The 24,843-nt window shown below is 74.6% G+C and carries 18 protein-coding genes; 7 read left to right on the forward strand and 11 right to left on the reverse strand.

Annotated features, from left to right (window positions below):
- Positions 1-477: 477 nt before the first annotated feature.
- The 5 genes from ACIQVD_RS22475 to ACIQVD_RS22495 all read right to left on the reverse strand — a co-directional run bounded on the left by ACIQVD_RS22475 (position 478) and on the right by ACIQVD_RS22495 (position 10,421).
- Entirely contained in the window at positions 478-1,047 is a 570-nt protein-coding gene (locus ACIQVD_RS22475; protein WP_400681544.1) for a flavin reductase family protein, read from the reverse strand.
- Between the two features lie 5 nt (positions 1,048-1,052).
- Entirely contained in the window at positions 1,053-1,529 is a 477-nt protein-coding gene (locus ACIQVD_RS22480) for a thioesterase family protein (RefSeq protein ID WP_111552274.1), read from the reverse strand.
- The gene (locus tag ACIQVD_RS22485; RefSeq protein WP_402291521.1) at positions 1,526-7,327 is read right to left on the reverse strand and encodes a type I polyketide synthase; all 5,802 of its coding nucleotides are present in this window, start codon (positions 7,325-7,327) and stop codon (positions 1,526-1,528) included. Before ACIQVD_RS22485 ends, ACIQVD_RS22480 begins: the two co-directional genes overlap by 4 nt.
- Positions 7,328-7,398: 71 nt before the next feature.
- Positions 7,399-8,415, reverse strand: coding sequence for an enediyne biosynthesis protein (locus tag ACIQVD_RS22490; protein ID WP_402291345.1), 1,017 nt, complete (start codon positions 8,413-8,415; stop codon positions 7,399-7,401).
- Positions 8,412-10,421, reverse strand: coding sequence for an ASPIC/UnbV domain-containing protein (locus ACIQVD_RS22495; protein ID WP_402291347.1), 2,010 nt, complete (start codon positions 10,419-10,421; stop codon positions 8,412-8,414). Before ACIQVD_RS22495 ends, ACIQVD_RS22490 begins: the two co-directional genes overlap by 4 nt.
- A 331-nt stretch (positions 10,422-10,752) precedes the next feature.
- Between ACIQVD_RS22495 and ACIQVD_RS22500 the strand changes: the two genes are divergently transcribed.
- From ACIQVD_RS22500 to ACIQVD_RS22520, 5 genes are all read left to right on the forward strand, one after another.
- On the forward strand, positions 10,753-12,300 hold the full coding sequence (locus ACIQVD_RS22500) for a GMC family oxidoreductase (RefSeq protein WP_402291349.1): 1,548 nt from the start codon (positions 10,753-10,755) through the stop codon (positions 12,298-12,300).
- Between the two features lie 222 nt (positions 12,301-12,522).
- On the forward strand, positions 12,523-13,158 hold the full coding sequence (locus ACIQVD_RS22505; RefSeq protein WP_400680569.1) for a carboxymuconolactone decarboxylase family protein: 636 nt from the start codon (positions 12,523-12,525) through the stop codon (positions 13,156-13,158).
- On the forward strand, positions 13,155-14,033 hold the full coding sequence (locus ACIQVD_RS22510) for an SDR family NAD(P)-dependent oxidoreductase (RefSeq protein WP_199846898.1): 879 nt from the start codon (positions 13,155-13,157) through the stop codon (positions 14,031-14,033). Before ACIQVD_RS22505 ends, ACIQVD_RS22510 begins: the two co-directional genes overlap by 4 nt.
- 311 nt (positions 14,034-14,344) lie before the next feature.
- A complete protein-coding gene (locus ACIQVD_RS22515) occupies positions 14,345-15,472 on the forward strand; it encodes a carboxymuconolactone decarboxylase (protein WP_402291352.1) in 1,128 nt (375 codons plus the stop codon).
- Between the two features lie 374 nt (positions 15,473-15,846).
- Positions 15,847-16,596, forward strand: coding sequence for a helix-turn-helix transcriptional regulator (locus tag ACIQVD_RS22520; protein WP_402291354.1), 750 nt, complete (start codon positions 15,847-15,849; stop codon positions 16,594-16,596).
- A gap of 168 nt (positions 16,597-16,764) precedes the next feature.
- Here ACIQVD_RS22520 and ACIQVD_RS22525 read toward each other — a convergent pair whose 3' ends face one another.
- The 4 genes from ACIQVD_RS22525 to ACIQVD_RS22540 all read right to left on the reverse strand — a co-directional run bounded on the left by ACIQVD_RS22525 (position 16,765) and on the right by ACIQVD_RS22540 (position 20,997).
- Positions 16,765-17,541 (reverse strand): maleylpyruvate isomerase family mycothiol-dependent enzyme, encoded by a 777-nt coding sequence (locus tag ACIQVD_RS22525; RefSeq protein ID WP_402291356.1) that lies wholly within the window; start codon positions 17,539-17,541, stop codon positions 16,765-16,767.
- Between the two features lie 106 nt (positions 17,542-17,647).
- The gene (locus tag ACIQVD_RS22530; RefSeq protein WP_402291358.1) at positions 17,648-18,739 is read right to left on the reverse strand and encodes an NAD-dependent epimerase/dehydratase family protein; all 1,092 of its coding nucleotides are present in this window, start codon (positions 18,737-18,739) and stop codon (positions 17,648-17,650) included.
- Positions 18,736-20,031 carry an ABC1 kinase family protein gene (locus tag ACIQVD_RS22535; protein WP_402291360.1) on the reverse strand — a complete coding sequence of 432 codons (1,296 nt, stop codon included), beginning with the start codon at positions 20,029-20,031 and terminating at the stop codon, positions 18,736-18,738. Before ACIQVD_RS22535 ends, ACIQVD_RS22530 begins: the two co-directional genes overlap by 4 nt.
- 168 nt (positions 20,032-20,199) lie before the next feature.
- Entirely contained in the window at positions 20,200-20,997 is a 798-nt protein-coding gene (locus ACIQVD_RS22540) for a TIGR03084 family metal-binding protein (protein ID WP_233533374.1), read from the reverse strand.
- A gap of 545 nt (positions 20,998-21,542) precedes the next feature.
- Here ACIQVD_RS22540 and ACIQVD_RS22545 point away from each other — a divergent pair.
- On the forward strand, positions 21,543-22,223 hold the full coding sequence (locus ACIQVD_RS22545) for a helix-turn-helix transcriptional regulator (RefSeq protein ID WP_199527986.1): 681 nt from the start codon (positions 21,543-21,545) through the stop codon (positions 22,221-22,223).
- Positions 22,224-22,517: 294 nt separating this feature from the next.
- On the opposite strand, the gene ACIQVD_RS22550 is transcribed toward ACIQVD_RS22545, so the two are convergent.
- On the reverse strand, positions 22,518-23,183 hold the full coding sequence (locus tag ACIQVD_RS22550; protein WP_402291362.1) for a peroxiredoxin-like family protein: 666 nt from the start codon (positions 23,181-23,183) through the stop codon (positions 22,518-22,520).
- Between the two features lie 120 nt (positions 23,184-23,303).
- Between ACIQVD_RS22550 and ACIQVD_RS22555 the strand changes: the two genes are divergently transcribed.
- Positions 23,304-23,897 (forward strand): TetR/AcrR family transcriptional regulator, encoded by a 594-nt coding sequence (locus tag ACIQVD_RS22555; protein WP_282204641.1) that lies wholly within the window; start codon positions 23,304-23,306, stop codon positions 23,895-23,897.
- Positions 23,898-23,930: 33 nt separating this feature from the next.
- Here the strand turns inward: ACIQVD_RS22555 and ACIQVD_RS22560 are convergent, their stop codons facing one another.
- Complete coding sequence (locus tag ACIQVD_RS22560; RefSeq protein ID WP_402291364.1) at positions 23,931-24,821, reverse strand: helix-turn-helix transcriptional regulator; 891 nt, start codon at positions 24,819-24,821, stop codon at positions 23,931-23,933.
- Positions 24,822-24,843 lie beyond the last annotated feature (22 nt).

A 24,843-nucleotide genomic window follows, 5' to 3' on the forward strand; every position in this document is an offset into this window, starting at 1 on the left:
CGCCACCCCCACCGGCCCCCGCTCCCCGCCCGGCCCACCGGCCCACCGGCCTCCCGGCGCCGCAGCCCGGGTCCGGGCGCTCGGGCAGTCCCCGGCCTGCGGCCGACGGTGCGAAGTTGGCGGGGTCGCGGACGCCGAACAGGCTGCCGGAGGCGTCGTGGTCCCGCGATCGTGCCGACCGCCGGACCGCACGCACCAGCGGTTCTCCACCCTCGGAAAGTGTCGGGTCACGGATCCACTGCCCGGTGCGATCGACGGGTGGTGGTCTCTGCGGCCGGTGGGTCCGCCCGGTGTGTCCGCGGAGATCGCCGTCGTGCGTCCGCGTCCGCGGGTCTTCGCACGCCTCGTCGTTGGTGGGCACCTGCGGGCTCGTGCTTCGGGCGGTGGTGCACTCCGCCTCCGGGCAGGAGAGGACGGGCACGCCGGACGCCCGGCCGGGAGGGTCCGGCCGGGCGTCGGTGGGGAGGTGGCGCGGTGTCAGCCGGCGAGGCGGGCGAAGGCGCCGCCGTGGTAGAGCAGCGGGTCGCCGCCGGTGGAGCGGCCCGCGCCCAGGACGGTGCCGACGAAGATGGTGTGGTCACCCCCCTCGTGGGCGTCGGCGAGGCGGCACTCCAGCCACGCCTGGGCGTGGTCCAGCACGGGCGCCCCGGTGTGGCGGCCGCGGGTGTGGCCGATCCCGTCGAACTCCCGGGCGCCGCGCGGGCGTCGGCGGTCGGCGAAGTGCCGGGCCAGCCACTCCTGGTCGCGGGCGAGCACCGAGACCGCGAACGCCCCCTCGGCCAGCACGGCCGCGTGGACCGCGGCCGACTTCACCACGCACACCAGCACCTGCGCCGGTTCCAGCGAGACGGAGGTGAAGGAGTTGGCCGTCATGCCGCACGGCGTCTCGCGCCCGGCGGTCAGCACGGTCACCCCGGTGGCGAAGCGTCCCAGCACCCCGCGCAGCGCCCGGGGGTCGTGGACGTCGGCCTCGGGCGCCTCCGCGGGCAGCGGGGGCAGGTCGAGCGAGCCGGGCAGCGGTGCGGAGGCGGGCGGGTAGGAGGACATCGCGATCACCCCACGGTGGTGGTGCCGGTCAGGGAGGGTGCCGTCGCGGGGACGGCGTAGGGCTCCAGGGCGAGCCGCAGCGGCTCGGGCACCCGGGTCGGGCGGGTGTCGGTGTTGGGGCCGCGCATGCAGGCGACCCGCTGCTGCCCGCGGGCGACCAGGTACTCGGTGCCGTCGGGGCCGAGCTTGACGTAGTCGAAGGTGAAGGCGACCTGGGTCTGGGTGAGGTCGGCGAGGCGCATCCGGATGGACAGCTCGTCGAAGGCGGTGATCTCGGCGAAGAACTCGCAGTCCACCTTGAGGGTGAACAGCTTGAGGTCGGCGCGGATGTCGGCGAGCACCTCGGGGGCCTTCTCCAGCAGGAACATCTCCCGGCAACGTCCCTGCCAGCGCAGGTAGTTGACGTAGTAGACGTTGCCGACCAGGTTGGTCTCCTCGAAGCCCACCAGGTGGCGGTACTCGTAGTGGTCCGGCCCGGTCACCGGGCGCCTCCCGTCAGGACGGTGAAGGCCACCGGGTCGGCGGCGCCGTCCAGGGCCGTCACGAAGCTCACGATCCGGTGCGCGCCGCCCCGGAGGGCCACCCAGCCGGGCGGCAGGCCGGAGCCGTCCGCGAGGCTGAGCGCGGCCACCGCGTGGCCGGCCTTGCGCAGGGTCTCCACCGCGCCCCAGACCCGGGTCGCGGCGGTGCTCAGCGGCTCGCCGCGCTCGGTGGCCAGCAGGTGGGCCAGCCGTTCGGCGTCGGGGCCGAGCAGGCCCGCCCACTGTTCGGCGGTCCGTTCGGCGACCTGTTCGACGTCGCAGGCCAGCGGCCGGCCGGCGTCGGCGACGACGGTGAAGGTGACGCCCGCCGCGTGCGAGGAGGAGATCCGCCGCCCGTCGGCGAGTTCGGGCCGGCCGTCGGGGCGGTGGTGCACCTCGGTGGCCCGGCCCAGGGCCCAGCTGGCGGCCTCGGCGGTGCGCCGGCGCCGGTCGGCGACGGAGCCGTCGGCGTCCTCGCCGCCGGGCAGGACCACGCAGCGCACGGGGTGGCCGAGCGCCGCCTCGACCCGCCGTTCCAGGAAGGGGCCGAGCAGCGCGGGCAGCCACGGGCCGGAGCCGTCCTGCTTGCGGACGGCCCGCAGCAGCAGGCCCTCCCACTGCTCGACCGGGGAGCCCGCCGCGTCGCGGACGTCCAGGTCGTACAGGTAGCTGTCGCCGTCGCGGGAGCGCTCGCGGGCGTCGAGGAAGAGCAGCCGTCCGGTGCGGGCGGCGGCGGCCTCGGCCAGGTGCAGGCGTTCGACGCTGACCGGCAGCAGGGTGGCGTCGGGGACGCACGCCTGGATGGAGTGCATCAGCGCGTCGCGGGTGCCGGGGTCGGCGAGCAGCAGTTCGCCGGGGTGGTAGCCGGCGAACCAGTCGGTGCGCGGGGTGTCGTCGATCTCGGCCAGGCAGTGCGTGGCGGCGAGGTCGCGGTAGGCGAGCAGCCGCTGGAAGCGGTCGCCCTGGAACAGCACCGGCCCGTACAGCTGGGCGGGCGTCAGCGGCACCCGGGGCACCTCGTCGGTGACGGGGGCGGGCTCGTCCTCGGGCCGGGCGGCGCCGAAGCGCAGGGTGGCCCGGAAGTGGTCGGCCTGGAAGCCGGTCTCGCCGCTGCGCAGCACCGCCTGGACGGTGTCGGGGCCGGTGGCGAGGACGGCGGTGCGCAGGGTGGTGGCGCCGGTGACGGGGACGACGATGGGGCGCAGGAACTCCATGTCCTCCAGCACCGGGGTGTCCCGGCGGCCGGTCAGCGCGGTGGCGGCCTGGGTCATGGCCTCCATGCCGAGGACGGCGGGGAAGAGCAGGTCGCCGTCGAGCAGGTGGTCGGGCAGGTAGCGGTCGCCGCCGCCGGTGAGTTCGGCGTCCGCCACCAGTTCGATGCCGGGGTAGTGGACCTGCGGGCGCTCCAGGAAGCGCAGCAGCGGCAGTTCGCGCTGTTCGAGGGTGAGGGTGGGCAGGCCGCCGGCGCGGCCCATCACCACCAGGGCGGTGTCGGTGCCGGGGGTGGCGAGCAGGCGGCCGAGCAGGGCGACGCCGTCCTCGGTGGGGATCGGTTCGATGCCCTCGCGGACCAGCGCCTCCAGGACGCCGAGCCGCTCGCCCATGCCGGAGCCGGACCAGACCGACCACTCCAGGGCCAGGCAGCGGCAGTGCGGGTGGTCCTGCTGGAAGCGGAGGGTGAGGTCGGTGAGCCAGTCGTTGGCGGTGGCGTAGTCGGCCTCGCCGCGCAGGCCGGCCCGGCCGATGATGCTGCCGAAGGTGACGAACAGGCGCAGCGCGGCGGTGTCGACGGCGGCCAGGACGGCCTCCACGCCGTCGATCTTGGTGGCGAGGGTGCGCCGGAAGGAGTCCTCGTCGAGGGTGGCCAGCGACTGCGGTTCGTTGCGTCCGGCGCCGTGCAGCAGGCCGGTGACGGGGCCGAGTTCGCGGGTGATCTCGGTGACGGCGGCCTTGACCTGGTCGGCGGAGGTGACGTCGGCGCGGGCGTAGTGCACCCGCATGCCGGCGGCCGCCATCCGGGCCAGGTTGTCGGCGAGTTCGGTGTCCCGGGCGGGGTCGGAGCGGCCGATCAGGCCGATCGCGGCGCCGTTGCCACCGGCCAGGGCGAGGGCGCACTCGGCGGTGATGCCCTTGCCGCCGCCGGTGACCAGCAGGACGTCCCGCGGGCCGAGGGCCTGCCGTCCGGGGTCGGGTTCGAGCGGGACGGGGCGCAGCACGGGGACCCGGCGGATGCCGTCGGCGTCGTAGTGGACCTCGCTGAAGCCGGTGGTGGCGGCGGTGTCGGCGGCGATCCGGGCGGCGGCCCGCTCGGCGGCCGGGGCGGGCAGGTCCTCGTCCAGGGGCAGGGTGACGACGGTGACCGGGATGTCGGGGGCCTCCAGGTGGAGCGTCTTGGCGAGGCCGGCGGCGCCGCGGCGGTCGCCGACGGCGACGAACCGGGTGCCGGCCGCGCGGCGGGCCGGGTCGAGGGCGGCGCGGGCGGCGGCGAGCATCAGGCCGAGGTGGCGCTGGTCGCAGTCGCGGGGCAGGGCGAGCAGGACGCCGCCGCCGGGGGCGGTGGCGGTGAGCCGCTCGGCGAGCGGTCCGGCCAGCGGGTGCCGGTCGGTGGCGAAGACCTCCCAGTGGCCGCCGGGTCCGGCGGCGGGGGCGGGCGGCGGGGTCTCGGTGAGGTCGATCCGGAAGGGCCGCACCCAGGGGGCGACGCCGGCGGCGGCGCCGGGGCGGGTGTCCTGCGGCGACTGCTGGGCCAACTCGTCCAGCAGGTCGGCGAGTTGGCTGAGCGTGGAGGTGGCGAACGCGGTGGTGACCATGGGGGCGGAGATGCCCAGTTCCTGGGCGGCCTGGTTCATGATCTGGCCGACGGTGATGGAGCTGAGGTGCAGTTCGTCGAGCGGGTTGGCGGCCGGGTCGACCGTCTCGGCGGGCAGTTCGGCGCGCTCGGCGGCGAGCCGGATCAGCACCTCCAGGCTGGTGGCCTCCCCGGCGGCGGGCGCCGCGGCGGCGGCCGGCCGGGGCGCGGCGGCGGTGGCGGGGGTCGCTCCGGCGTGCTCCAGGACGAAGTCCTCGCCGCCCGTCTCGCAGGGGCTGGCGAAGAACCGGAACTCCTTGTCGAGCGGCAGCGGCCGGGTGAACCGGTCGGCGAACAGCCGCTCGTGGCGGACCGGCGCGCCCATCGTCCAGGCGGTGGCGACGGTGGCGAGCAGCCCGGTCAGCGAGAGCGCGTCGGCCTCGGTGGCGACCGCGGGCACGGCGGGCAGCACCTCGGCGGCCAGCGTCCGCAGGATCTGGCCGGGGCCGACCTCGATCAGCAGGTCGACCTGCCCGTCCATGGCGCGCAGCGCGTCGGTGAAGCGCACCGGCTGGACGACCTGGCGGGTGAGCAGGTCCACCACGTCGGTGTCGGCGGGCAGCGGCGCGCCGGTGACGGTGGAGACCAGGCCGGGGCCGACCGGGCCGAAGCGCTCCCCGGCGAGGTGTTCGGCGAGTCCGGCGGCGGCCGGGGCGACGGCCGGGGAGTGGAAGGCGTGCGAGACGTTGACCCGGCCGACGCCGATGCCCTGCCGGGCGGCCAGCGCGCAGACCCGGTCCACGGCGTCGACGGGTCCGGAGACCACGGTCTGGGTGGGGCTGTTGAGGCCCGCGACGACGACCGGTTCGCCGACGATCAGCGCCTCGGCGAGGGCGGGGGTGGTGGCCAGGGCGGCCATGGTGCCGCCGCCGTCGCCGGCGGCGGCCATGATCCGGCCGCGGGCGGCGGCGGCGCGCAGCACGGTGTCCTCGTCCATGGCGCCCGCCCAGTGCAGGGCGGTGAGTTCGCCGAGGCTGTGGCCGGTGGCGAGGGCGGCCTCGACGCCCAGCAGGTCCAGCACCCGCAGGCCGGCCACCGAGGCGGCGACGATCCGGGGCTGGGCGACGTCGGTGGCGACCTGGTCGCCGTCGGCGGGCAGGTCGAGGCGCGCGTACAGGTCGCGGACGGCGGTGAAGCGGCGGCGCAGCGCTCCGCCGTCGCCGCGCCGGCCGGCGCCCTGGCCGGGGAAGAGGAAGCCGATCCGGGGGGCCCGGCCGGCGCTGCCGAGGAAGACGCCCTGGGCGGGGCCGAGCAGCGAGCGGGCCCCGGAGTCGAGCAGTTGGGCCAGCGCGGTGAACCGCTGGGCGGCCTGTTCGGGCGAGTCGGCCAGCACGGCGGCGCGCAGCGGCCGGTCGGCCAGGTCGCGCTGCAGGGCGGCGGCCAGGTCGCCGAGTTCGGCGTACGACAGCTGGGCGGCGAACGCGGCCAGCCGGGTCGCCTTGGCGTGCAGTTCGGCCGGGTCGGCGCCGTCCAGCAGGAGCAGTTCGGCGTCCTGCCGGGAGGCGACCAGCCGGTGGGCGACGGCGGGCACGGCGGTGCGCCGGACGCCGTCGGCGTGTTCGACGACGACGTGCGCGTTGATGCCGCCGAAGCCCATCGAGGAGATCCCGGCCCGGATCGGCGCGTCCGCGGGCCACAGTTCGGCCCGGTCGGGGACGCGCAGCGCCGGGGCGGGGCCGGTGAGTTCGGGGTGCGGGTCGACGTGGCTGGTGGCGGGCGGGATGACCTGGTGGCGGACGGCCAGGATCGCCTTGAGCAGTCCGGCGACGCCGGCGGCGGCCTTGGTGTGCCCGAAGTTGCCCTTGACGGTGCTGAGCGCGGCGGGCGCGGCGGCGCCGGCGGCCCGGCGGGCCTCGGAGAAGGCGCGCAGCTCGGTGGCGTCGCCGACGGCGGTGCCGGTGCCGTGGCCCTCGAAGTAGCCGACCGTCTCGATGCCGAAGCCGGCCGCCCGGTAGGCGCGGGCCAGGGCGAGCCGGTGGCCGCTGGCCTCGGGCCGGGTGATGCCGCCCCGGCCGTCGGAGGAGTAGCCCCAGCCGGGGATGGTGGCGTAGCGGAACCGGCCCTGGGCGCGGGCGTCCTCGTCGCGCATCAGGACGACCATGCCGCAGCCCTCGCCGGGCCAGAAGCCGTTGGAGCCCTTGTCGTAGACCCGCATCTCGGCGGTGGCGAGCGCGCCGGTCTTGGCGAAGCCGATCACCTCGAACGGGTCGATGCTGAGGTCGACGCCGCCGGCCACGGCGACGTCCATCCGGCCGTCGAGCAGGGCGTCGCAGGCGGTGGAGACGGACAGCAGCGAGGAGGAGCAGGCGCCGTCGACGGTGAAGCCGCCGCCCTTGAAGTCGAAGTGGTTGCAGATCCGGCCGGCGATGGTGTTGGCCAGGCCGCCGGCCAGGGTGTCCTCGCCGATCGGCGGGAAGGCGCTCTTGTAGCGGCCCTCCAGGCCGTCCAGGAAGGCGCCCAGCTCGGTGTCGCCCCAGCCCTGTTCGCGCAGCGCGGCGCCGACGGTGCGGCGCACGTAGGGCCAGCGCAGGCGCATCAGGTTGGCGCGGCTGAACTCGCCGGTGAGGGTGTTGCCGATGACGACGCCGGTGTTGGCGTCGGCCAGGCCCTCGCCGAACGGGAAGCCGGCGTCCTCCAGGGCGCGGGCGGCGGTGTCCAGGGCGAGCCAGTGGGTCATGTCGGTGGCGCGGAAGGTGCTGCCCGCGACGCGGTGGCGGACCCGGTCGAACTCGAAGCCCTCGATGACGGCGGCCTTGGCGCTGTAGAAGCGGTCGGGCGCGGCGGGGTCGGGCGAGTAGTAGTCCTCGGCGCGCATCCGCACGTCGGGCAGCCGGCGGAAGGCCCGGCGGCCGGCGAGCACGTTCTGCCAGAGCTGTTCGGGGCTGTCCGCGTCGGGGTAGCGGCAGGCCATGCCGACCACCGCGATCCGTCCCCGGCCGGTCGGCTGTCCGCCGTCCCGGGCCGGTCGTCCTGCGCTGTCGCTCACGCCGCCACCGCCTCGTTGCCCATGGGCCGCTCGGGCGCGCCCGACTGGCCGGAGGGGACCTCAACCGGCCCGCCCTCCTGCTTGCGCCTGTTCCGGAAGTGCGCCACCCACCAGCCGGCGCCGCGCAGGCCGCAGACGATGGTGGTGGCGAAGAACAGCGTGTAGACGACGTTGAAGAGCATCAGCACGCCGTAGACCATGGCCACCGAGGCGCCGAACATGAACTGGTTGCGGCCCTTGGACGGGGTGGTGCCCGGGTCGGTGATCATGTAGTTGGTGTAGAGGACGAAGGCGACGCCGCTCATCGGGCCGAGCGCGGAGAAGATCGCCACGTCCCAGATCCAGTGCCGCAGCAGGGCCTGGATGACGAAGCCGCCGAGCCAGCCGACGATCAGCGGGACGCGCTTGGTGAGCATGGCGTTGATGACGGTGCCGGCGGTGGTGATGATCAGCGGGATGCCGATCCGGAAGAAGGTGTTGGCGTTCTCGGTGAACTCGTACGGCGGGGCGATGCTGATCCAGGAGCCGAACAGCACCAGCGCCATGGTGATGCCGAAGTTCGACGGGTTCATGAAGTGCCGCATCCGGCCGTACACGGGGGCCTGGAGGACGTGCTTGGCGGCGACGCCGATGAACACGGCGAGCAGGATCGGCAGCAGCCGGTCGTTGGCGTAGAGCAGCATGTTCGCGGCGAGCGCGGTGATGTGCGAGGGCAGCAGGAACTCGTACAGGCCGCGCAGTCCGTTGCCGCGGAAGCGCGGGGTGCGCTGCTGCGCCCAGGCGCTGATCAGCTCCAGCACGATCTCGACCACGTAGCCGAACGGGGCGCAGATCAGCGGCCAGAGCCAGGGCTGTTCGAAGCCCAGCAGGGTGTAGCCGAAGATGTTGAAGACGCTCATCGAGAGGGCGAAGTTGCGCAGGGCGAGGTAGCGCGGGTCGCGGTTGGGCTGCTTCTTGGCGGCGGGGGGGCGCACGGCGCGGGTGGCCACGCCGGAGATGTCGGTCGCGGTCATCGGGCCGCCACCTCCTGGATGTCGTCGGTCAGCATGAGGGTGTGGCTCCCGGGGGTGAGCTGCCGGGTCTCGGTGTGCAGGCCGCCGCCGTTGTCGCGCCAGGCGAGGTCGACGGTGACCGGGCCGCTCTGGGTGCCGAGGCCGAAGCGGACGTCGAAGCTGCGGAAGCCGCCGTGGCCGCCGCCGCCGTCCAGTTGGCCGATCTGCTTCCTGCCGTCGGGGGTGGTGACGCAGACGGTGGCGCCGTAGGCGGGGGTGCCGGTGGTGGCCAGGCCCCGGTCGGCGGTGGCGTCGGTCGCGGTGGTCGCGGCGGTGCCGGTCGCGGCGGTGCCGGTCGCGGCCGCGGCGGTCGCGGCGTCGGTGGCCGGGCGGTACAGGCGCAGGGTCAGGTCGTGGCCGAGGGCCGCGGACTGGTTGGCGTAGAAGGCCGGCGGGCCCCACTGGCGGGCGATGGCGAAGTCCAGGGCGCCGGTGCCGGTGGTGTCGGCGGTGGCGATGCCGCGGGTCGGGATCGGCACGTCGAGGCCGAGCTGCTTGCTGATGTTGGCGAACTTGCCGCTGTCGGTGCGGGCGTAGAAGGCCATCGCCTCGTCGCCGGCCAGGTCGTCGCCGGGGCCGACGTTCGGCCAGAGCTTCGGGTTGGAGAGCAGGTCGTCGTTGGTCATGGCCATCTCCTGCAGCCAGGGCCAGCGGTCGATGTTCCCCTTGACGAAGCCGTCGGCCTGCAGGATGTCCTGCTGCCCGCTGTTGCGGAAGTCGCCCATCTTGGCGTCCCAGCCCCAGCCGGTCCAGGCGACGCCGTGGTCGGCGGCCTCCTGGGTGAACGGGGCGACCCGGTCGGTGAGCTTGCGCTTCATCTCGGCCGGGTCCTTGGCCTGGTTGATCCAGAGGAAGTTGCTCTCCTCCAGGCCCCAGGCGACGGTGATGTTGCTGACCATCATGTCGAAGCTGCCGTTGCCGTCGACGTCGCCGAAGTCGACGCCCATGCCCTTGAAGGAGCCCTTGCCGAGCACGAAGGACTTCGGGGTGGTCGGGGTGCGCTCGCCGGTGGCCTCCTCGAACCGGATGCGGCCCGGGGTGGAGACGTTGTGCAGCAGGTGGGCGTGGCCGAAGTCGTTGGCGATGTAGACCTCGGGCAGGGCGTCGCCGGTCAGGTCGGCGCCGGCGATGGCCAGCGTCCAGCCGGTGGAGGCGTCGAAGGCGATGGCGTCCTTCTCCTCGACGAACCGGGCGTCCGGTTCGGCGCCGGCGGTCGAGGAGTGGAAGCGCAGCACGTGGTCGCCGCCGGCGTTCTTCGCGCTGGACAGCGAGTCGTTCATCTGGACGTTGCGGATGCCCTGCGGGTCGAGCACGTCGGAGTCGGGGAAGTAGTTGCCGATGATGATCGACGGGTGGCCGCTGCCGTCCAGGTCGCCGACGTACGCGGCGTCGGTGTTCCAGCGCGGGCCGTGGTAGCGGCCGTCCAGGCTCTCCGAGGCGACCAGTTCGCGCGGCGCGTACGACTCGGCGGCGGGTGCGGCGGCGTCGGCCCGGGCCATGAACAGGACGGGCGTGCGGCCCCAGTAGGTGACCAGGAAGTCGTTGCGGCCGTCGCCGTTGAAGTCGCCGGGGGTGCAGCCGGTGGGCGCCATGGTGTCGTCCATCGGCAGCGGCCTGCCGTCGAGCACGAACGGGGTGAACCGGTCGGCCTCGGGGGCGGTCGGGGTCCAGGTGACCACCACGGAGTCGGTGCGGGTGTCGACGATGCACATGCCGTCGGCCAGGCCGTGGCCGGTGACGTCGTTGATGGCGATGCTGGCGCCGACCGAGGAGATCCAGGCCCGGATCTTCTCGTACGCCGGATTGACCTTGCGGATGGTGTTCATCGGCCGCGACTCGTAGCCCGGCGGCATCGCGATCGGGAGTTCCTTGAACCTGTAGGCCGCTGCCGCGTCATCACCACCGGCGACCGCCACCGAGGACCGGATGACGAAGAACATCGAGGCGGCCACCAATACGGTGACCAACCCGGGTACGAGTCTGCGGAATCGTCGTCGTGGCGACATTTCAATTCCCTCCCGCGGGTGACGGAGAATCGGCTGTCCGGGGCGGCTGCAAAAGAATTCTCTACCTATCCGCCGCTATCCCGCCGCCGAACCTGACACTTGAGGATGTCCCGGGCCGTCAAAGCGTGCTTCTCTGACGTTGCCGGGGTTCGGCCCGACCGTCCGGCGCGACGGGGGCGGGGATTTCCCGGAGTACCGGAATGAGCATTCTCGGAGAAGACCCGGCAGCGGCCCGCTGCGAAACTCGGCTGAGATCGGCCTCTTCGAATCCCCGTCTGGCGAGGTTTAATCCATGGTGCACACGTATGACGTGATAGTCGTCGGGTCCGGTTCGGCCGGCGCGGCCCTCGCGGCCCGGTTGAGCGAGGACCCCGGCCGTTCGGTGCTCCTGCTGGAGGCCGGTCCGGACTTTCCCGACCGGGCCGACATCCCGCACGAGATCACCGACGGCAACGCGATGTCGATGCACGCCCACGACTGGCGCTTCCGCGCCGAGATCCTGGACGGCCGGCGGATCATCTTCCCGCGCGGGAAGATCGCCGGCGGCTCCTCCGCGGTCGGCGCGACGATCGCCCTGCGCGGCGTCCCGGAGAACTTCGAGCGGTGGGCGGCGGCCGGGAACCCGGCCTGGACGTACGAGCAGGTGCTGCCGTACTACCGGCGGCTGGAGGACGACCTGGACTTCTCCGACCGCTACCACGGCAGCGGCGGCCCGGTGCCGATCCGCCGCTTCAAGCCCGCGGAGACCACGCCGCTGCAGACCGCCTTCACCGAGGCGAGCCTGGCGGCCGGGTTCCCCGAGGTCGCCGACCACAACCACCCCGAGGCGACCGGTATCGGCCCGATCCCGTCCAACCGCCGCGACCCGCGCTTCCGGGTCTCCAGCGCGATGGCCTACCTGACGCCCGAGGTGCGGGCGCGCCCCAACCTGGCGATCCGCGGCGGCGTCCTGGTGCACGAGGTGCTGTTCGACGGCGACCGCGCGACCGGCGTGCTGGCGGCGGCCGGCGGCGGAGTGCCGGAGGAGCTGCGGGCGCGCAAGGTGGTGCTGTCCGCCGGCGCGGTCAACTCCCCGACGCTGCTGATGCGTTCGGGCATCGGACCGGCCGAGGACCTGACCCGGCTGGGCATCCGGGTGCGGCTCGACCGGCCCGGCGTCGGCGCCCACCTCCAGGACCACCCGCGCACCGGCGTCTTCCTGCGGCCCAAGGAGGGCGAGGTCTCCACCGACGTGCCGTTCCTGCAGACCATGGTGCGGACCACCTCCAAGGGCTCCGCGGACTTCAACGACCTGCAGTACTACATGGTCAACCACTTCGACCTGACGCTCTTCCCCGAGCTCCAGATGCTCGCCCAGGCGCCGATGATCTTCGGCGTGATGGTGGTGGACCAGCAGCCGGAGTCGGTGGGCCGGCTGCGGCTGGCCTCCACCGACCCGGCCGCCGGACCCGACATCCGGCTCGACTTCCTCTCCACCGACCGCGACCTGGAGAAGCTGGTCGAGGGCGTGCGCACCTGCTGGGAGCTGGCCAACCACCCCGGCATCGCCTCGCGCGGCGACGGCTACATCGTGCTGAGCGACCGGCTGGTCGAGAAGGACGCGATGGTCGAGCAGTACGTCCGCACCAGCCTGGACAGCGGCTACCACCCGGTCGGCACCGCCCGGATGGGCACCGCCGAGGACGAGGGCGCGGTGGTGGACCAGCGGCTGCGGGTGCACGGCGTCGAGGGGCTGTACGTGGCCGACGCCTCGGTCATGCCGCAGATCGTCAACTGCAACACCAACCTCACCTCGACCATGATCGGCGAGCGGCTGGCGGACTGGCTGCGCGCCGAGTGACCGACCCCGCACCGCGACGGCCGCCCCGCTCCCCCGGGGCGGCCGTCGCCGTTCCCTGGCCCGGCCCACCCAGGGCAATCTGGGAGACGAGAGCCCGGTCCCATTCCTGCCACCATGGGAAAACCGCGCCGCCGCCCGCCGGGAATGCATTTCGCGCATTCCCCCGGCATTTCGGGGAATTCCGCCGGGCGGCCGCACCGTCGAAAGGGAGGGCGATCACCCATGACCGATCCGAACGTGCTGAGCACGGTCCGCGTCCCACTGGTCGAGGAGGCGGCGGCCGAGGGCCGCACGAAGGAGCTGTACGACGCGATCAAGTCGCGGATGGGCATCCCCTTCGTCCCGGACATGTTCCGGCTGGTCTCCAGCCGCCCGGACCTGCTGGAGGTGGTGATCGCCGGCTACGGCGGGGTCTTCAACGACGGGGTGCTGCCGCGCGCGACCCGCGAGATGATCTCCGCCTGGAGCTCCCGGGTCAACGGCTGCCCCTACTGCGTGGGCACCCACAACTGGTTCCTGGCCCAGTTCGGCGGCCCGCAGGAGCTGACCGACGCGATCGAGGGCGCCGCCTCGGTCGAGGAGCTGCCGATCGACGAGCGCACCAAGGTGCTGATGCGCCTGGTCACCAAGGTCGGCACCGGCGCCTTCCGGATCACCGACGAGGACTGGGCCGCCACCGAGGCGGCCGGCTGGAGCAACGGGGAGATGCTGGAGGCGGTCTTCACCGCCGCCCTGTTCGCCTTCATCAACCGCCTGGTGGACGGCCTGGGCCTGGGCAACTCGGTGACCCGCAGCCGGATCGCCTCGCAGCCGGAGGACGCCACCGTCTCCGCCGAGCGCCTGGCGGAGGGCAGGTGAGCGGCCGCTCGCGGGCGATCCTGCTGACCGGCGCCTCCTCCAGCACCGGCATGTCCTCCGGCACCGGCCGGGCCGCCGCCCTGCGGCTGCACCGGGCCGGCCTGCCGGTCTACGCCACCGCCCGCCGTCCCGAGGCGCTGGCCGACCTGGCCGCCGAGGGCATCCGGGTGCTGCACCTGGACGTCAACGACGAGGAGTCGATGGCCGCCGCGGTGGAGAAGATCAGCGCCGAGCACGGCGCGGTCGGCACCCTGATCAACAACGCCGCGTACAGCCTCAACGGCACCATCGGGGAGACCCCGATCGACGAGGTGCGCAGCCAGTTCGAGACCAACCTGTTCGGGCTGTGCCGGCTGACCCAGCTGGTGCTGCCCGGGATGCGGGCGCAGGGCGGCGGCCGGGTGGTCATGATGTCGTCCATCTTCGGCCAGTTCGCCACCCCCGGCCGCGGCTACTACCAGGCCACCAAGCACGCCCTGGAGGCGGTCAGCGACTCGCTGCGCCTGGAGGTGGCCCGGGACGGCATCAAGGTGGTGCTGATCGAGCCGTCCCCGGTGCTCGGCGGGTTCGTGCCGACCTCGGTCGCCGACCTCGGCATGACCGGGCAGGAGCGGACCGGCCTGTACGACGAGTTCTGGCAGTACTTCGTCGACTGGCACGGCGCCTACCGGGAGACCGAGAACCCCACCGGCCGCGGCCGGATGGCGGTGCGCGCGGAGACCGTGGCGAAGGTGATCGAGAAGGCCGTCACCAGCGACCGCCCCCGCATCCGCTACCGGATCGGGATGCCGTCCCGGCTGCTGCCGCGGATGCGCTGGACCATCGGCGACGCGTTCTTCGAGCGCTTCGTCCGGGCGTTCTTCCCGATCCCCTAGGCCGCGCCCGCCCCGGACCCGGCCGGCGCCGGCCGGCGCTGGCCGGCGCTGGCCGGCGCTGGCCGGTCCTCGCCGCTCCGGCCCGCTCGGGCCCGGCCCGGGGCGGGCCGCGGGGTTCGACCGGCCCGGGCCGGGGCACAGCGCAAGGACGGAGAAGGAAGGACCCGCTCCGAATGCCACGATCGGGTGGAGCACCGACGGAAGAGACCCACGCAAGAGGTCGACGAGCCGAAGGAGGACTCGCGGATGCCTGCGGGTGACGAGGCAGCGGCACACCCCGGCGGCCCGCGGGCCGGATCGGGGATGAACCCGTGAGCGGCGGACGGCGCCTCGTCCAGGCGCCGCTCCGGGGGCTCTCCCTGCTCCAGGTCCGGCACCTGTCGACCGTCGGGTTCGGCGAGGCCGCCGGCGACACCGCCCGGGTCTACCGGGAGCTGGAACGGGACTTCGGGGTGCTGGCCCCGCCGGTGGCGCTGCACGCCCCGGTGCCGGAACTGCTCGCCGCGTCCTGGACGACGCTGCGCGAGACGATGCTGGTCGCGGGGCGCGCCCCGCGGACGGCCAAGGAGGCGGTGGCGGCGGCCGTCTCGGCGGGCAACCGCTGCCCGTTCTGCACCACCGTGCACGGCACCATGCTCGACTCGCTCTCGCTGCGCCCGCTGCCGGGCCGCCGGGACGGTGCCGGACGGCCGGAGCGGGACGGCGGGCCACCCGGGCCGGACGGCTCGCGGCCGGACCAGGGCGGTGGGCGGCCCGGGTCGGACGCCGAGCGGCCCGGGTCGGACGCCGAGCGGCTGACCGCGTGGATCAGCACCGGGGGCGCGCCGCCGTTCCCGCCCGAACTGCTCCCGGAACTGGCCGGGACGGCGCTCTGCCTGCAGTACCTCAACCGCGTGGTCAACGTCTTCCTGGGCCCGCACCCGCTGCCGCCGAACGCCCCCGTGCGGGCGCTCGGGCCGGTGATGCGGGTGCTGGTCGGCCTGATGCGCGGGTCCGCCCGGGCGGACGCCGCACCGGGCGCCTCGCTCTCGCTGCTGCCGCCGGCCCCGCTGCCGCCGGACCTGGCCTGGGCCGCGGCCGACCCGCGGATCGCCGACGCGCTGGCCCGCAGCGCGGCGGCCGTCGACCGGGTCGGCACCGCCCTGCTGCCCGCCCGGGTCCGGGCGGTGGTGGCCGAGGCGCTGGCCCGCTGGGACGGCGCCGACCCCGGCCTCGGCCGGGCCTGGCTGGACGCGCCGCTGGCGGAACTCCCGCCGGGCGAACGCCCGGTGGGCGAACTCGCGCTGCTCACCGCGCTGGCCTCCTACCGGGTCGACGACCGGGTGGTCGCCGCCGCCCGGCAGGCCGGCGCGGGCGACCGGGAGATCCTCGCCGCCTGCGCCTGGGCGAGCGAACGGGCGGCCCGGCGCCGGGTCGGACAGCTGCTGTCCGACGGCTGAACCGGCCGCCCGACCACCGATCCGCACCGACCGTCCGTCCGTCCGTCGAACCGAGCGCAGCACCGAGCACCGAACCGACCGCCGAACGGATTTCCCGGCACCCGGGAATTCCGGCGGTCGGGCCGCGGAACCCGCCCGACCCGGCGGTTTCTCCACGCGCCGGGAGGCGCGGTTCCACCGATGTCCGCACCCCCAGGTCCGCCTCCGGAGAACGGCACCGAACCGGCCGGAGGAGAGCTTTCGGATTCCTTCGGATTCTTTCGGATTCCCCCGGAACTCCCCGGATTCCCCGGAGTTTCCCGGGCCGCCCTCGAACCCGTCGACGAACTTGGAGAGACGCTGTGCAGATCGCTGTTGAACGCGCGATAGCGACCATGTGGGACAGATACGAGGAGCCGCTCTCGCTGGACGAGATCGCGAACACCGCGATCCTCAGCAAGTTCTACTTCTCCCGGGTGTTCCGCAACCTCACCGGCACCTCGCCGGGACGGTTCCTCTCCGCCGTCCGCCTGCACCAGGCGAAGACCATGCTGCTGGAGACCGATTTCAGCGTCACCGAGATCTCCTACCGCGTCGGGTACAACAGCCTGGGCACCTTCACCAGCCGCTTCACCCGCAGCGTCAGCCTCTCCCCCGCCCGCTACCGGGCGCTGGCCCGGGCCGGGCTGACCGAGGGCGCCGGCACCGCGCACCCGGGCGGCGAGCGCCGCAGCTGTACGGTGCAGGGCAGCATCCGCTCGCCGGAGACCGGCTGCGCGGTGCGGATCTACATCGGCGCATTCCGCGAGCCCATCGTGCAGGGCCGACCGGTGGCCTGCGAGATCCTGGACGGGCCCGGCCCGTTCACGCTGCGGGTGCCGGAGGGCGTCTGGTTCCTCCGGGCGGCGGTGGTCGCCGCGAGCGACTTCCCGGCGCCGCCGTGGGAGCGGCGTCCGCTGCTGGTCGCCTCGGGCCCCGAGCTGACCGTGCGGCACGGTCACGAGAACGCCCCGGTCCGGCTGGCCGCCCGTCCGCTCACCGCGCTGGACCTGCCGATCCTGCTGGCCCTGCCGGGGCTGGACTCCCCGCAGCGCCCCGGGCCGGACGGCGTCGCGCTGCGGGTGCCCTCCTTGACCGGGAGGTGAGGGCTGACCGGGAGGTGAGGGCCGACCGGGACGCGAGGGGCCGCCGCGCGGCGAGAGGGGCGGGACCGCCGGACAGCGGTCCCGCCCCTCCGTCGTGCGCGTCCCCCTCCGACGCGCACCCTCCCCCGCGCCGCGCCCTCCGCCGCGCCGCGGGTGGTCCCGTCCCGCTCAGCGTCCGACGAGCGGCTCCACCTCGGCCGCGGGCGGCGCGAACGGGCCCCAGGCGAACGCCTGCGCCCACTTCCCGGCCGGCTCGCCGGACCACTCCAGGTCCTCGATCTGCGGCCGGGTGCGGCGGCCGGTCAGCGAGCGGAACACGTCCACCGCCGACCCGCGCACGGTCGCGGCGGGGTCGCCCTCGCCCACCACCCAGGCCCGCCCGGGGGTCTCGATCCGCAGCGCCGGCAGCCCGCCGCCGTGCACCGCCAGGCCGAAGCCCATGGTGGACAGGTCCAGCGCGCCGTCGAAGGCGGGGTGGGCGGTCGGCTCGGCGGGCACGTCCAGGCCCAGCCGCAGGTCCAGCTCGTGCGAGAACACGTCGAGCAGCAGGATGCGTCGGCGCAGCTCCGGGGTGCGTTCCAGGGCCGCGGGCAGTGCGCCGTCCAACTCCTCCCAGCGGTCCAGCAGTTCGGCCGCCGGAGCGCCGGTCAGCGGGGCCAGGTCGATCTGGCTGTCCTCCAGCGCGACGAAGGACTCGCAGATGTGCACCAGGTGCCCGATCAGGTCCCGCACGCTCCAGTCCGGACAGGCGGGCACCCCGACGGCAGCCGGGTCAGGCAGCCCGGACGCCAGGGCGGCGATCGCCGCCCGGCTGCGCCGGTAGGCCGCGAGCTGCTCGGCGGGGTCGTGCGGGGTCGGAGCGGGCGGGGTCGAGGCGTGCGGGGTCGGGGCGGGCGGGGTCTGGGCGGGCACGGACGCGTCCTGCTGGGTCGGTTCCGCTGTCACGGTCGTCTCCTCGGGGTGGGGGTGGGGCGGCAGGGGCGGACACAGGAGTGGGCACGGGGGCGGACGGCGGGACGGACGGCGGGGCGGGCGCGGTGCGGCGCCGCCGTCACGGTCCGGTCCGTTCGGCCGCCGAGCCCGCCTGACGGTACGTCAGAAGACCGGTCCGGTACAGCCAGTGGGCGGTTTCGGCCATCGTCTCCTCGACCGCGCGGGGCGCCGGGCCGCCGAGGGGGGCGGCCGGAGCGACGGGTGCGGCGTGGACGCAGGTGTAGGCGGCGCCGTACTCGGCCGGGATGTGCCAGGGCCACCAGCGCTGGAGGAGGTCGGCGAGCCGGGCGGCCGGGAGCATCGCCCGGCCGGGCAGCCGGACGGCGGGCAGGGCGCGGCCGGTGGCCGTGCGCAGGGCCGCCAGGTAGTCGGCGGTGGTGAGGTAGCGGTGGGGGGTGAAGACCCGGTCGGGGGTGTCGGGGGCCGTCGCGGTGGCGAGGGCGGCCAGCGCGGCGGCGGTGTCGCGCACGTCGCCGAGCGGGAAGCCGCCGGTGGGCCAGAGCGGCATCAGGCCGCGCAGGGTGTCGCGCAGCCGTCCGGTCTGGTCGCCGAGTCCGGGGTCGTGCGGGCCGAGCAGGGCGGGCGGGTAGGCGATCCGGACCGGTGCGCCCCCGTCGCGCAGCCGCCGGGCGATCCGCTCGCACTCCGCCTTGCTGGCCAGGTAGGGCTCGGCCGGGTGTCCGACGGGGCTGTCGGCGTGCAGTTCGGGGTCGGCGCTGGGGATCAGCGCGCCGACGGTCGACACGTGCACCACCGCTCCGGCGCCGGAGCGGACCGCGGCCCGCAGCACGGTCTCGGTGCCGAGCACGTTGGTGCGGGCGATGTCGGCGCGGCGGCGGCGGTCGAAGGAGTAGACCGAGGCGAGGTGGAGCACCGCGTCCGCGCCCGCGCACAGCCGGGCCGCCGCGGCCGGGTCGGTGGCGTCGCCGGTGACGGTCCGGACGGTGTCCGGGGGGACGCCGAGCGGGCCGAGCGCGGGGGCCGTCCGGGCCGGGTCGCGGACCAGCAGCCGGACCCGGGCCCCGGCGGCGGCGAGGGCGGCGACGGTGTGCGCGCCGAGGAAGCCGGTGCCCCCGGTGACGGCGACCAGCGGGCCGGCCGCTCCCCCGGCCCGTCCGGCGGGGCCCGTGCCCGGCGCCGCGGCGTTCACGCCCGGTCCTGCGGGGTGCGGGCGGCGTCCAGCTCGACGTCCTTGGCGAAGGAGGCCATCAGCACCGGGACGGCCTCGGCCTGGAAGTCGACCTCGGAGTCGAACTCCTTGATCATCCCCTCCAGCACCAGCAGCGACAGCAGCGGGAAGGCGAACTCCGCGGCGGCGAACACCCCGAAGTCGCGCTGGAGCTTGAACAGCCGGGGGGCGAACGCGGCCAGCTCGAAGTCCTTGGAGAGCGCCCCGAAGGCTTCGTCCACCAGCGCGGTCACCGCGGTCCGGAAGCCCTCGCGGTCGAGGTCGGCGGGCAGCCGGGCGGCGCTCGCCAGCACGATGTCGGCGCACCTGGGGCCGTTGCCCTGGGCCATGTTGAGGAAGAAGCCCGCGAAGGAGCGCCGGACGGGGTCGGGCAGCTGCACCACGAACCCGGCGTCCAGGACGACCACCCGGCCCTCGGCGTCCAGGCAGAGGTTGCCGGGGTGCAGGTCGCAGTGGACCAGGCCGTCGACGAAGAGCATCCGGTAGACGGCCCGGAGCACGTCGCGGACCACCTCCCGGCGGCGTTCGGGGGTCATGCCCAGCGGCCGGAAGCGGCCGAGGCCGGGGACGAACTCCATGGTGAGCACGCCGGGCGCGCACAGGCCCTCGACGGGGGCCGGGATGCGCAGGTCGGTGTGGTCGCCGAGGTTGGCGCGCAGCAGGAGCAGGGCGTCGCGTTCGGCGGTGAAGTCGAGCTGGTGCAGGACGGCGCCGCCGAGCTGGCCGATCATCTCCTCGGCGGGCAGGTCGCGCATGCCGGGCAGGACGCGTCCGGCGCGGGCGCCGAGCAGGGCCAGCCGCAGGTCGGCCTCCAGGACCGGGCGGATGCCGTGCCGCTGCACCTTGACGGCGACCTCGGTGCCGTCGGCGAGCCGGGCGCGGTGGACGCTGGCGATGCTGCCGCAGGCCACCGGCTCCCAGTCGAACTCGGCGAAGGCGTCGGTGAGTCCGGCCCCGGCGAGGGTGCGGGCGACCGCGGCGCGGCGCGGCGGGCGCACCTCGTCGGCCAGTTCGGCCAGCGCGTCGCACCAGCGTTCGGGGAGCAGGTCGCGGCGGGTGCTGACCAGTTGTCCGGCCTTGACGAAGAACGGGCCGAGCGCGGTCAGCAGCCGCGGCGTCCGGTCGGCCATCCGGGCCCGGCCGCGGCGGGTGGCCAGCAGCGGCAGGGCGGCGATCAGGTGTCCGGCGATGATGGCGGTGGTGGCGCAGGCCCGGCCGATCAGCAGCCACCCACGCGTGCGTCGTTCCGGCACGGTGCCTCCAGGTCCCTCGTGGCGGGTGGGCCGTACCGGGGTCCGTCTCCGCACCCCCGGCGCGGCCCCGCGGTGTCCGGTGCGTGCCGGGTGCCGTGGGGCGGGCGGGGGTGCGAAGACGGGCCCTGGGGCCCGACAGCGAGGAAACCAGGCCGCCGACCGGGCCTGCTATCCGCGATATTGCCCAATGCGCGCGCGGCCCCCGCCGGGCGGGCCGGGGTGGGTCTGGGCGATGCCCAACCAGTGGTCGGCGGCGGCGCCGACGGCGCTCAGCGCGAGGTCGTCGCGGTGCCGGCGCCGGGTGACGAGCAGGCAGAAGTCGGCGGCGGGGCCGCTGATCCGCTGGTCGGCCTGCTCGGGGCCGAAGGTCCAGGAGGTGCCGGAGGGGGCGGTCAGCTCGAACCGGAACGGCTCGGCGGGCGGCTCCAGGCCGCGGACCCGGTAGGCGAGGTCCCTGGTCCTGGTGCCGAGGAAGGCGACGTGCCCGATCCGGTCGGTGAAGCGGTACGGGACGCCCAGGGCGTCGTGGACGTCCTGGCCGTGGGCGAACAGCTCGGTCAGCGCGACCGCGGCGAGGACGCCGACCGGCAGCGGGTCGGCCAGCCAGGGCACCGTCCGGCGCCGGTCCGCGGCGGCGAGCCCCCGCTCGGCGGCGGCCCGCCACTCGGCCCAGTGCCGCAGCAGCTCGGGGGCGGGCTCGGCGAGGTGCCGGGCGAGCAGGGCCGCCATGCCGGCTTCGAAGTCCGCCCGGACGGGGGCGCTCTCGTCCGCGAAGGCGGCCGGGTCGCGCACCGCGAGGTCGACCAGCCGGGCGACGAGCGCCAGGTGCGCGACCTGGTGCCGGACCGTCCAGCCCGCGGCCGGGGTCGGCGCGGACCACCGGTCGGGCGGCAGGCCGGAGACCAGCCGGGCGAGTGCGGACCCCTCCGCCGCCAGGTCGGCGCGGACGTCCTGCATTGCGGTCATGTCAGCATTCCCTTCCCCGGTGAAGCGCGTTCAATCCGGTCCCGCGTTCATTTTCCGGGGACGCTCCGGGGCGGGCTTCTCCGTGCGTGCCGCCGGTAGCCGACGGCGGGCGTTCGGGGGCCTATAGGGCACCGCTGCCGGTGGCTGAATTCCGCCGCTTGACCCAGACCGCAATCCAGGAGGTGCAATAGTCACGCATTGGCAAAACGATGTGTCTGGACCAAAGCCGGCCGAGTGCTTCGCGGCCGGTTCCGACGAGTGGTTCCGACGAGCCGGGGAGGAACGTGCCGAATAAGGGAGCCCCCGGGCCGTCCGGCCTCCGAGGCGCCAGTTCAGCGCGGACCGGGCCACCCCGTCCGCCCCGCACCCGGGGCGGTTCTGCCGTGTCCCCGTCAAGGTCCGAGCCGGACCACCGATCCAAGGCAAGGCGAGCGAGCGGACAACGAGCCCAGGTGAGGGATATCCGAATGTCGATTGCGGCGGCAATAGAGCGGAGCATAGGGACGATGTGGCAGAATCACGCGGATCCGATTTCCCTTGAGGAATTGGCCGAAATCGCTTCCTACAGCAAATTCCACTACTCCCGGATCTTCAACCAGCTGACTGGAACCTCGCCCGGCCGATTCCTCACCGCGATCCGCATCTTCATGGCCAAGCAGCATTTACTGGAGACGCAGGACAGTGTCACCGACATCACCTACCGGGTGGGCTACAACAGCCTGGGCACCTTCACCAGCCGCTTCACCCGCAGCGTCGGCGTCTCGCCGACCCGCTACCGCGCGCTGGCCCAGGACGACGACCTGCCGCCGCTCGTCCCGCCGACCGCCCGCGCCGGGCACGGCCTGTCCTCCGTCACCGGGCAGCTGCACTTCCCCTTCGAGGTCGGCCCGGTCCGGGTCTACGTGGGCGCGTTCAACACCCCGATCGTGGAGGGCTACCCGCAGGCCTGCGACATCCTGGACGAGGCCCGGCCGTTCCACCTGCACGTCCCCGACGGGCTGTGGTTCATCCGGGCGGCGGCCGTGGCCACGGACGACGCCTTCCCCCGGCACCAGATCCGTCCGCCCAGACTCGTCGGCTCGGGCTGGGCGGTCAGAGCCAGGGGCGGGCGCGCCTACAGCACCGACGTCCAGCTGCGCGAGGTGACCCGGCTCGACCTGCCGATCCTGCTGGCCCTTCCGGAGCTGGACGGGGCCAGGCGCCTGAGCCGGGCCGGCACCCGCTAGAAACCACCGGATCGATCGAACAATCACCCGATGCCCGCCGGTTCTCCCCGCCCCGCCTCCCCGGTACCGTCCGGACACGACCGGAATCCCCGCCCCCGGTTCCCGGCCCTCCGGAATGGCCTCGACGCGCATGCCGTCGATCGGGCCGCCGGGCGTCCGCGCGGGCACTCGGCCGGGGCTTCCCGGCCGGGTGCCCGATCACCCCGAGTTCGTCTCCGGATACGTCCGGTGGCCACCGGTAGGACGTGGTCGATGCGACGGCGGCCGATCGGTAGCGCCGACCGGTCCCGCCGGTCAGCCCCGCCCGTCCGGCCCGTCGAGCCCGTCGAGCGCCGCCAGGACGTCGGCCGGCTCGGCGCGGGCGGTGTAGTCGGCGTCCACGAAGGCCCAGCGGATCGTGCCCGCGCGGTCGATGACGTAGGTCGCCGGGATCGGCAGGGTGCGCGGGTGGCCCGCCTGGGAGCGGTCCAGGTCGATGCCGACCCGGGCGTAGACGGCCGCGAGGTCCTCCGGCAGGTCGAAGGCGAGGCCGTACCGCCGGGCGGTGTCGCAGCCGAGGTCGCTCAGCACCTCGAAGTCCAGCCCGTTCTTCTCGGCCTGCGACAGCGACTCGTCCGGGATCTGGGGCGAGACGGCCACCAGCCGGGCGCCGCGGGCCGCGATGGCCGCGTGGTGCTGCTGGAGCGAGCGCAGGGCGATGTTGCAGTAGGGGCACCAGGCGCCCCGGTAGAAGGTCAGCACGACCGGGCCGTCGGCCAGCAGGGCGGCCAGGTCGACGCTCCGGCCGGTGGCCGAGGGCAGGGTGAAGGACGGCGCCCGCGCCCCGGCGGCCAGCGCCCGGTCGGCCTGCCCGGAGGCGGCCAGCTCCCGGGTCGCCCGCTGCATCACCTCGCTCACCTCGGTGGGCAGTTGCTCCTGCCGGCGCTCGTAGAAGGCGCGCAGTTCGGCGTTGACGCTCATCGGTCCCCTCCCGCGGTCATCCTGGAACAGCCGTTCCAAGATAGCGGCAGGGGCGCTCCCCCGGTCAAGGGCGGATCCGGATATCTTGGAACCGACGGTTCGAGACGGGGTGGTGGGGACATGGCGGACGTCAAGCACTTCGATCCGGACGCGGCGCTCGACACCGTGATGCGCCTGTTCTGGCGGCAGGGCGTGACCGCCACCGGCATCCAGGACATCGTCAACGCCACCGGGCTCAACCGCTCCAGCCTGTACGCCACGTTCGGCGGCAAGCAGGAGCTCTACCGCGCCGCGCTGCAGCGCTACGCCCGGGAGCGCTCCCGGCTGCTGCTCCGGCCGCTGGAGGAGGGGGACCGCGGCCTGCCGGCCGTCCGCGAGTTCTTCGCCGGGCTGGTCGAGACCCGCTGCACCGGCGAGTTCGCCCGGTGGGGCTGCATGTTCTCCAACGCCCACGCGGGCAGCGAGAACGCCGACCCCGCGGTGCGGGCCGTCCTCGACCGGCAGCACCAGCGGCTGCGCACCGCCCTGCACACCGCCCTGGTGTCGGCGCAGCGGCAGCACCAGCTCGCCGCGCACACCGACCCGGGCCCGGCCGCCGACGTCCTGGCCCTGCTGGCCCACGGGGTGAACCTGCGCTCCCGCGCCGGGGCGGACGCCCGGCAGTTGCAGGCCACCGTCACCGCGGCCATCACCGCGGTGGCCCGCCCGGCCTGACGGACCGTCACCGGCGCTCTCCCGTGCGGAAGTTCAGGAGACGGCGACCCGGTGGTCCGCGCGGTCGGCGGTCAGCGCGCCCAGCAGGCGCAGCGCCGTCTCGGACGGGGAGCCCGGCTCGACGGTGAAGGCCACCACCATGAGCTCCGGCTGCTCGGTCCGCAGGACCTCCTGGAAGAGGGTGAGCTCCCCCACCTGCGGGTGGCGCAGCACGTTGGTGAACGAGTCGCAGTTGGCCACCGAGTGGTCCTCCCACAGGGCGGCGAACTCCGTTCCGGAGGACAGTAGTTCACCGACCAGCGCGCGGACCCGGCCGTCGGCCGGGAACCTGGCCGCCACCATCCGCAGGTGTGCGACCACCGAGCGGGCCTTGCCCTCCCAGTCGGCGAACAGCGCCCGGGTCGGCGGGTCGAGGAAGATCATCCGGGTCATGTTGGGCAGCCCCTCGTGCCCGGCCCGGACCTCGTGCCCCTCATCCCCTTCGCGGTCCTCGTGGTGCGCGCCGAACACCGCGCGCGCCAGCGGGTTCCAGGCCAGCACGTCGGAGGTCGGGGAGAGCACCATGACCGGCACGTCGCCCATCATCGCCATCAACCGCTGTAACCCGTCCGGGAGTTGGCGGGCCACCCGGGCGGCGCAGCTGGCCGCCGCGCGGTTGGGGCGGGCCAGCGCGAGCAGGTGGGCCCGTTCGGCGTCGTCCAGGCGCAGCGCCCGGGCCAGCGAGTCGAGGACGGCGTCGGAGACGTTCTGCCCCAACCCCTGCTCCAGCCGGGCGTAGTAGGAGGCGCTGACCCCGGCCAGCTGGGCGAGCTCCTCCCGGCGCAGCCCCGGGACGCGGCGGCGCCCGCCGTAGCTCCCGAGCGCGGTGTCCGCCGGATGCAGCCTGGCACGACGGGACTTGAGGAATTTCCCGAGCTCATCCATGCGTCTCATTATGCTGAAAGTC

The organism is Kitasatospora sp. NPDC090308 (assembly GCF_044769485.1).
GTDB lineage: Bacteria > Actinomycetota > Actinomycetes > Streptomycetales > Streptomycetaceae > Kitasatospora > Kitasatospora fiedleri.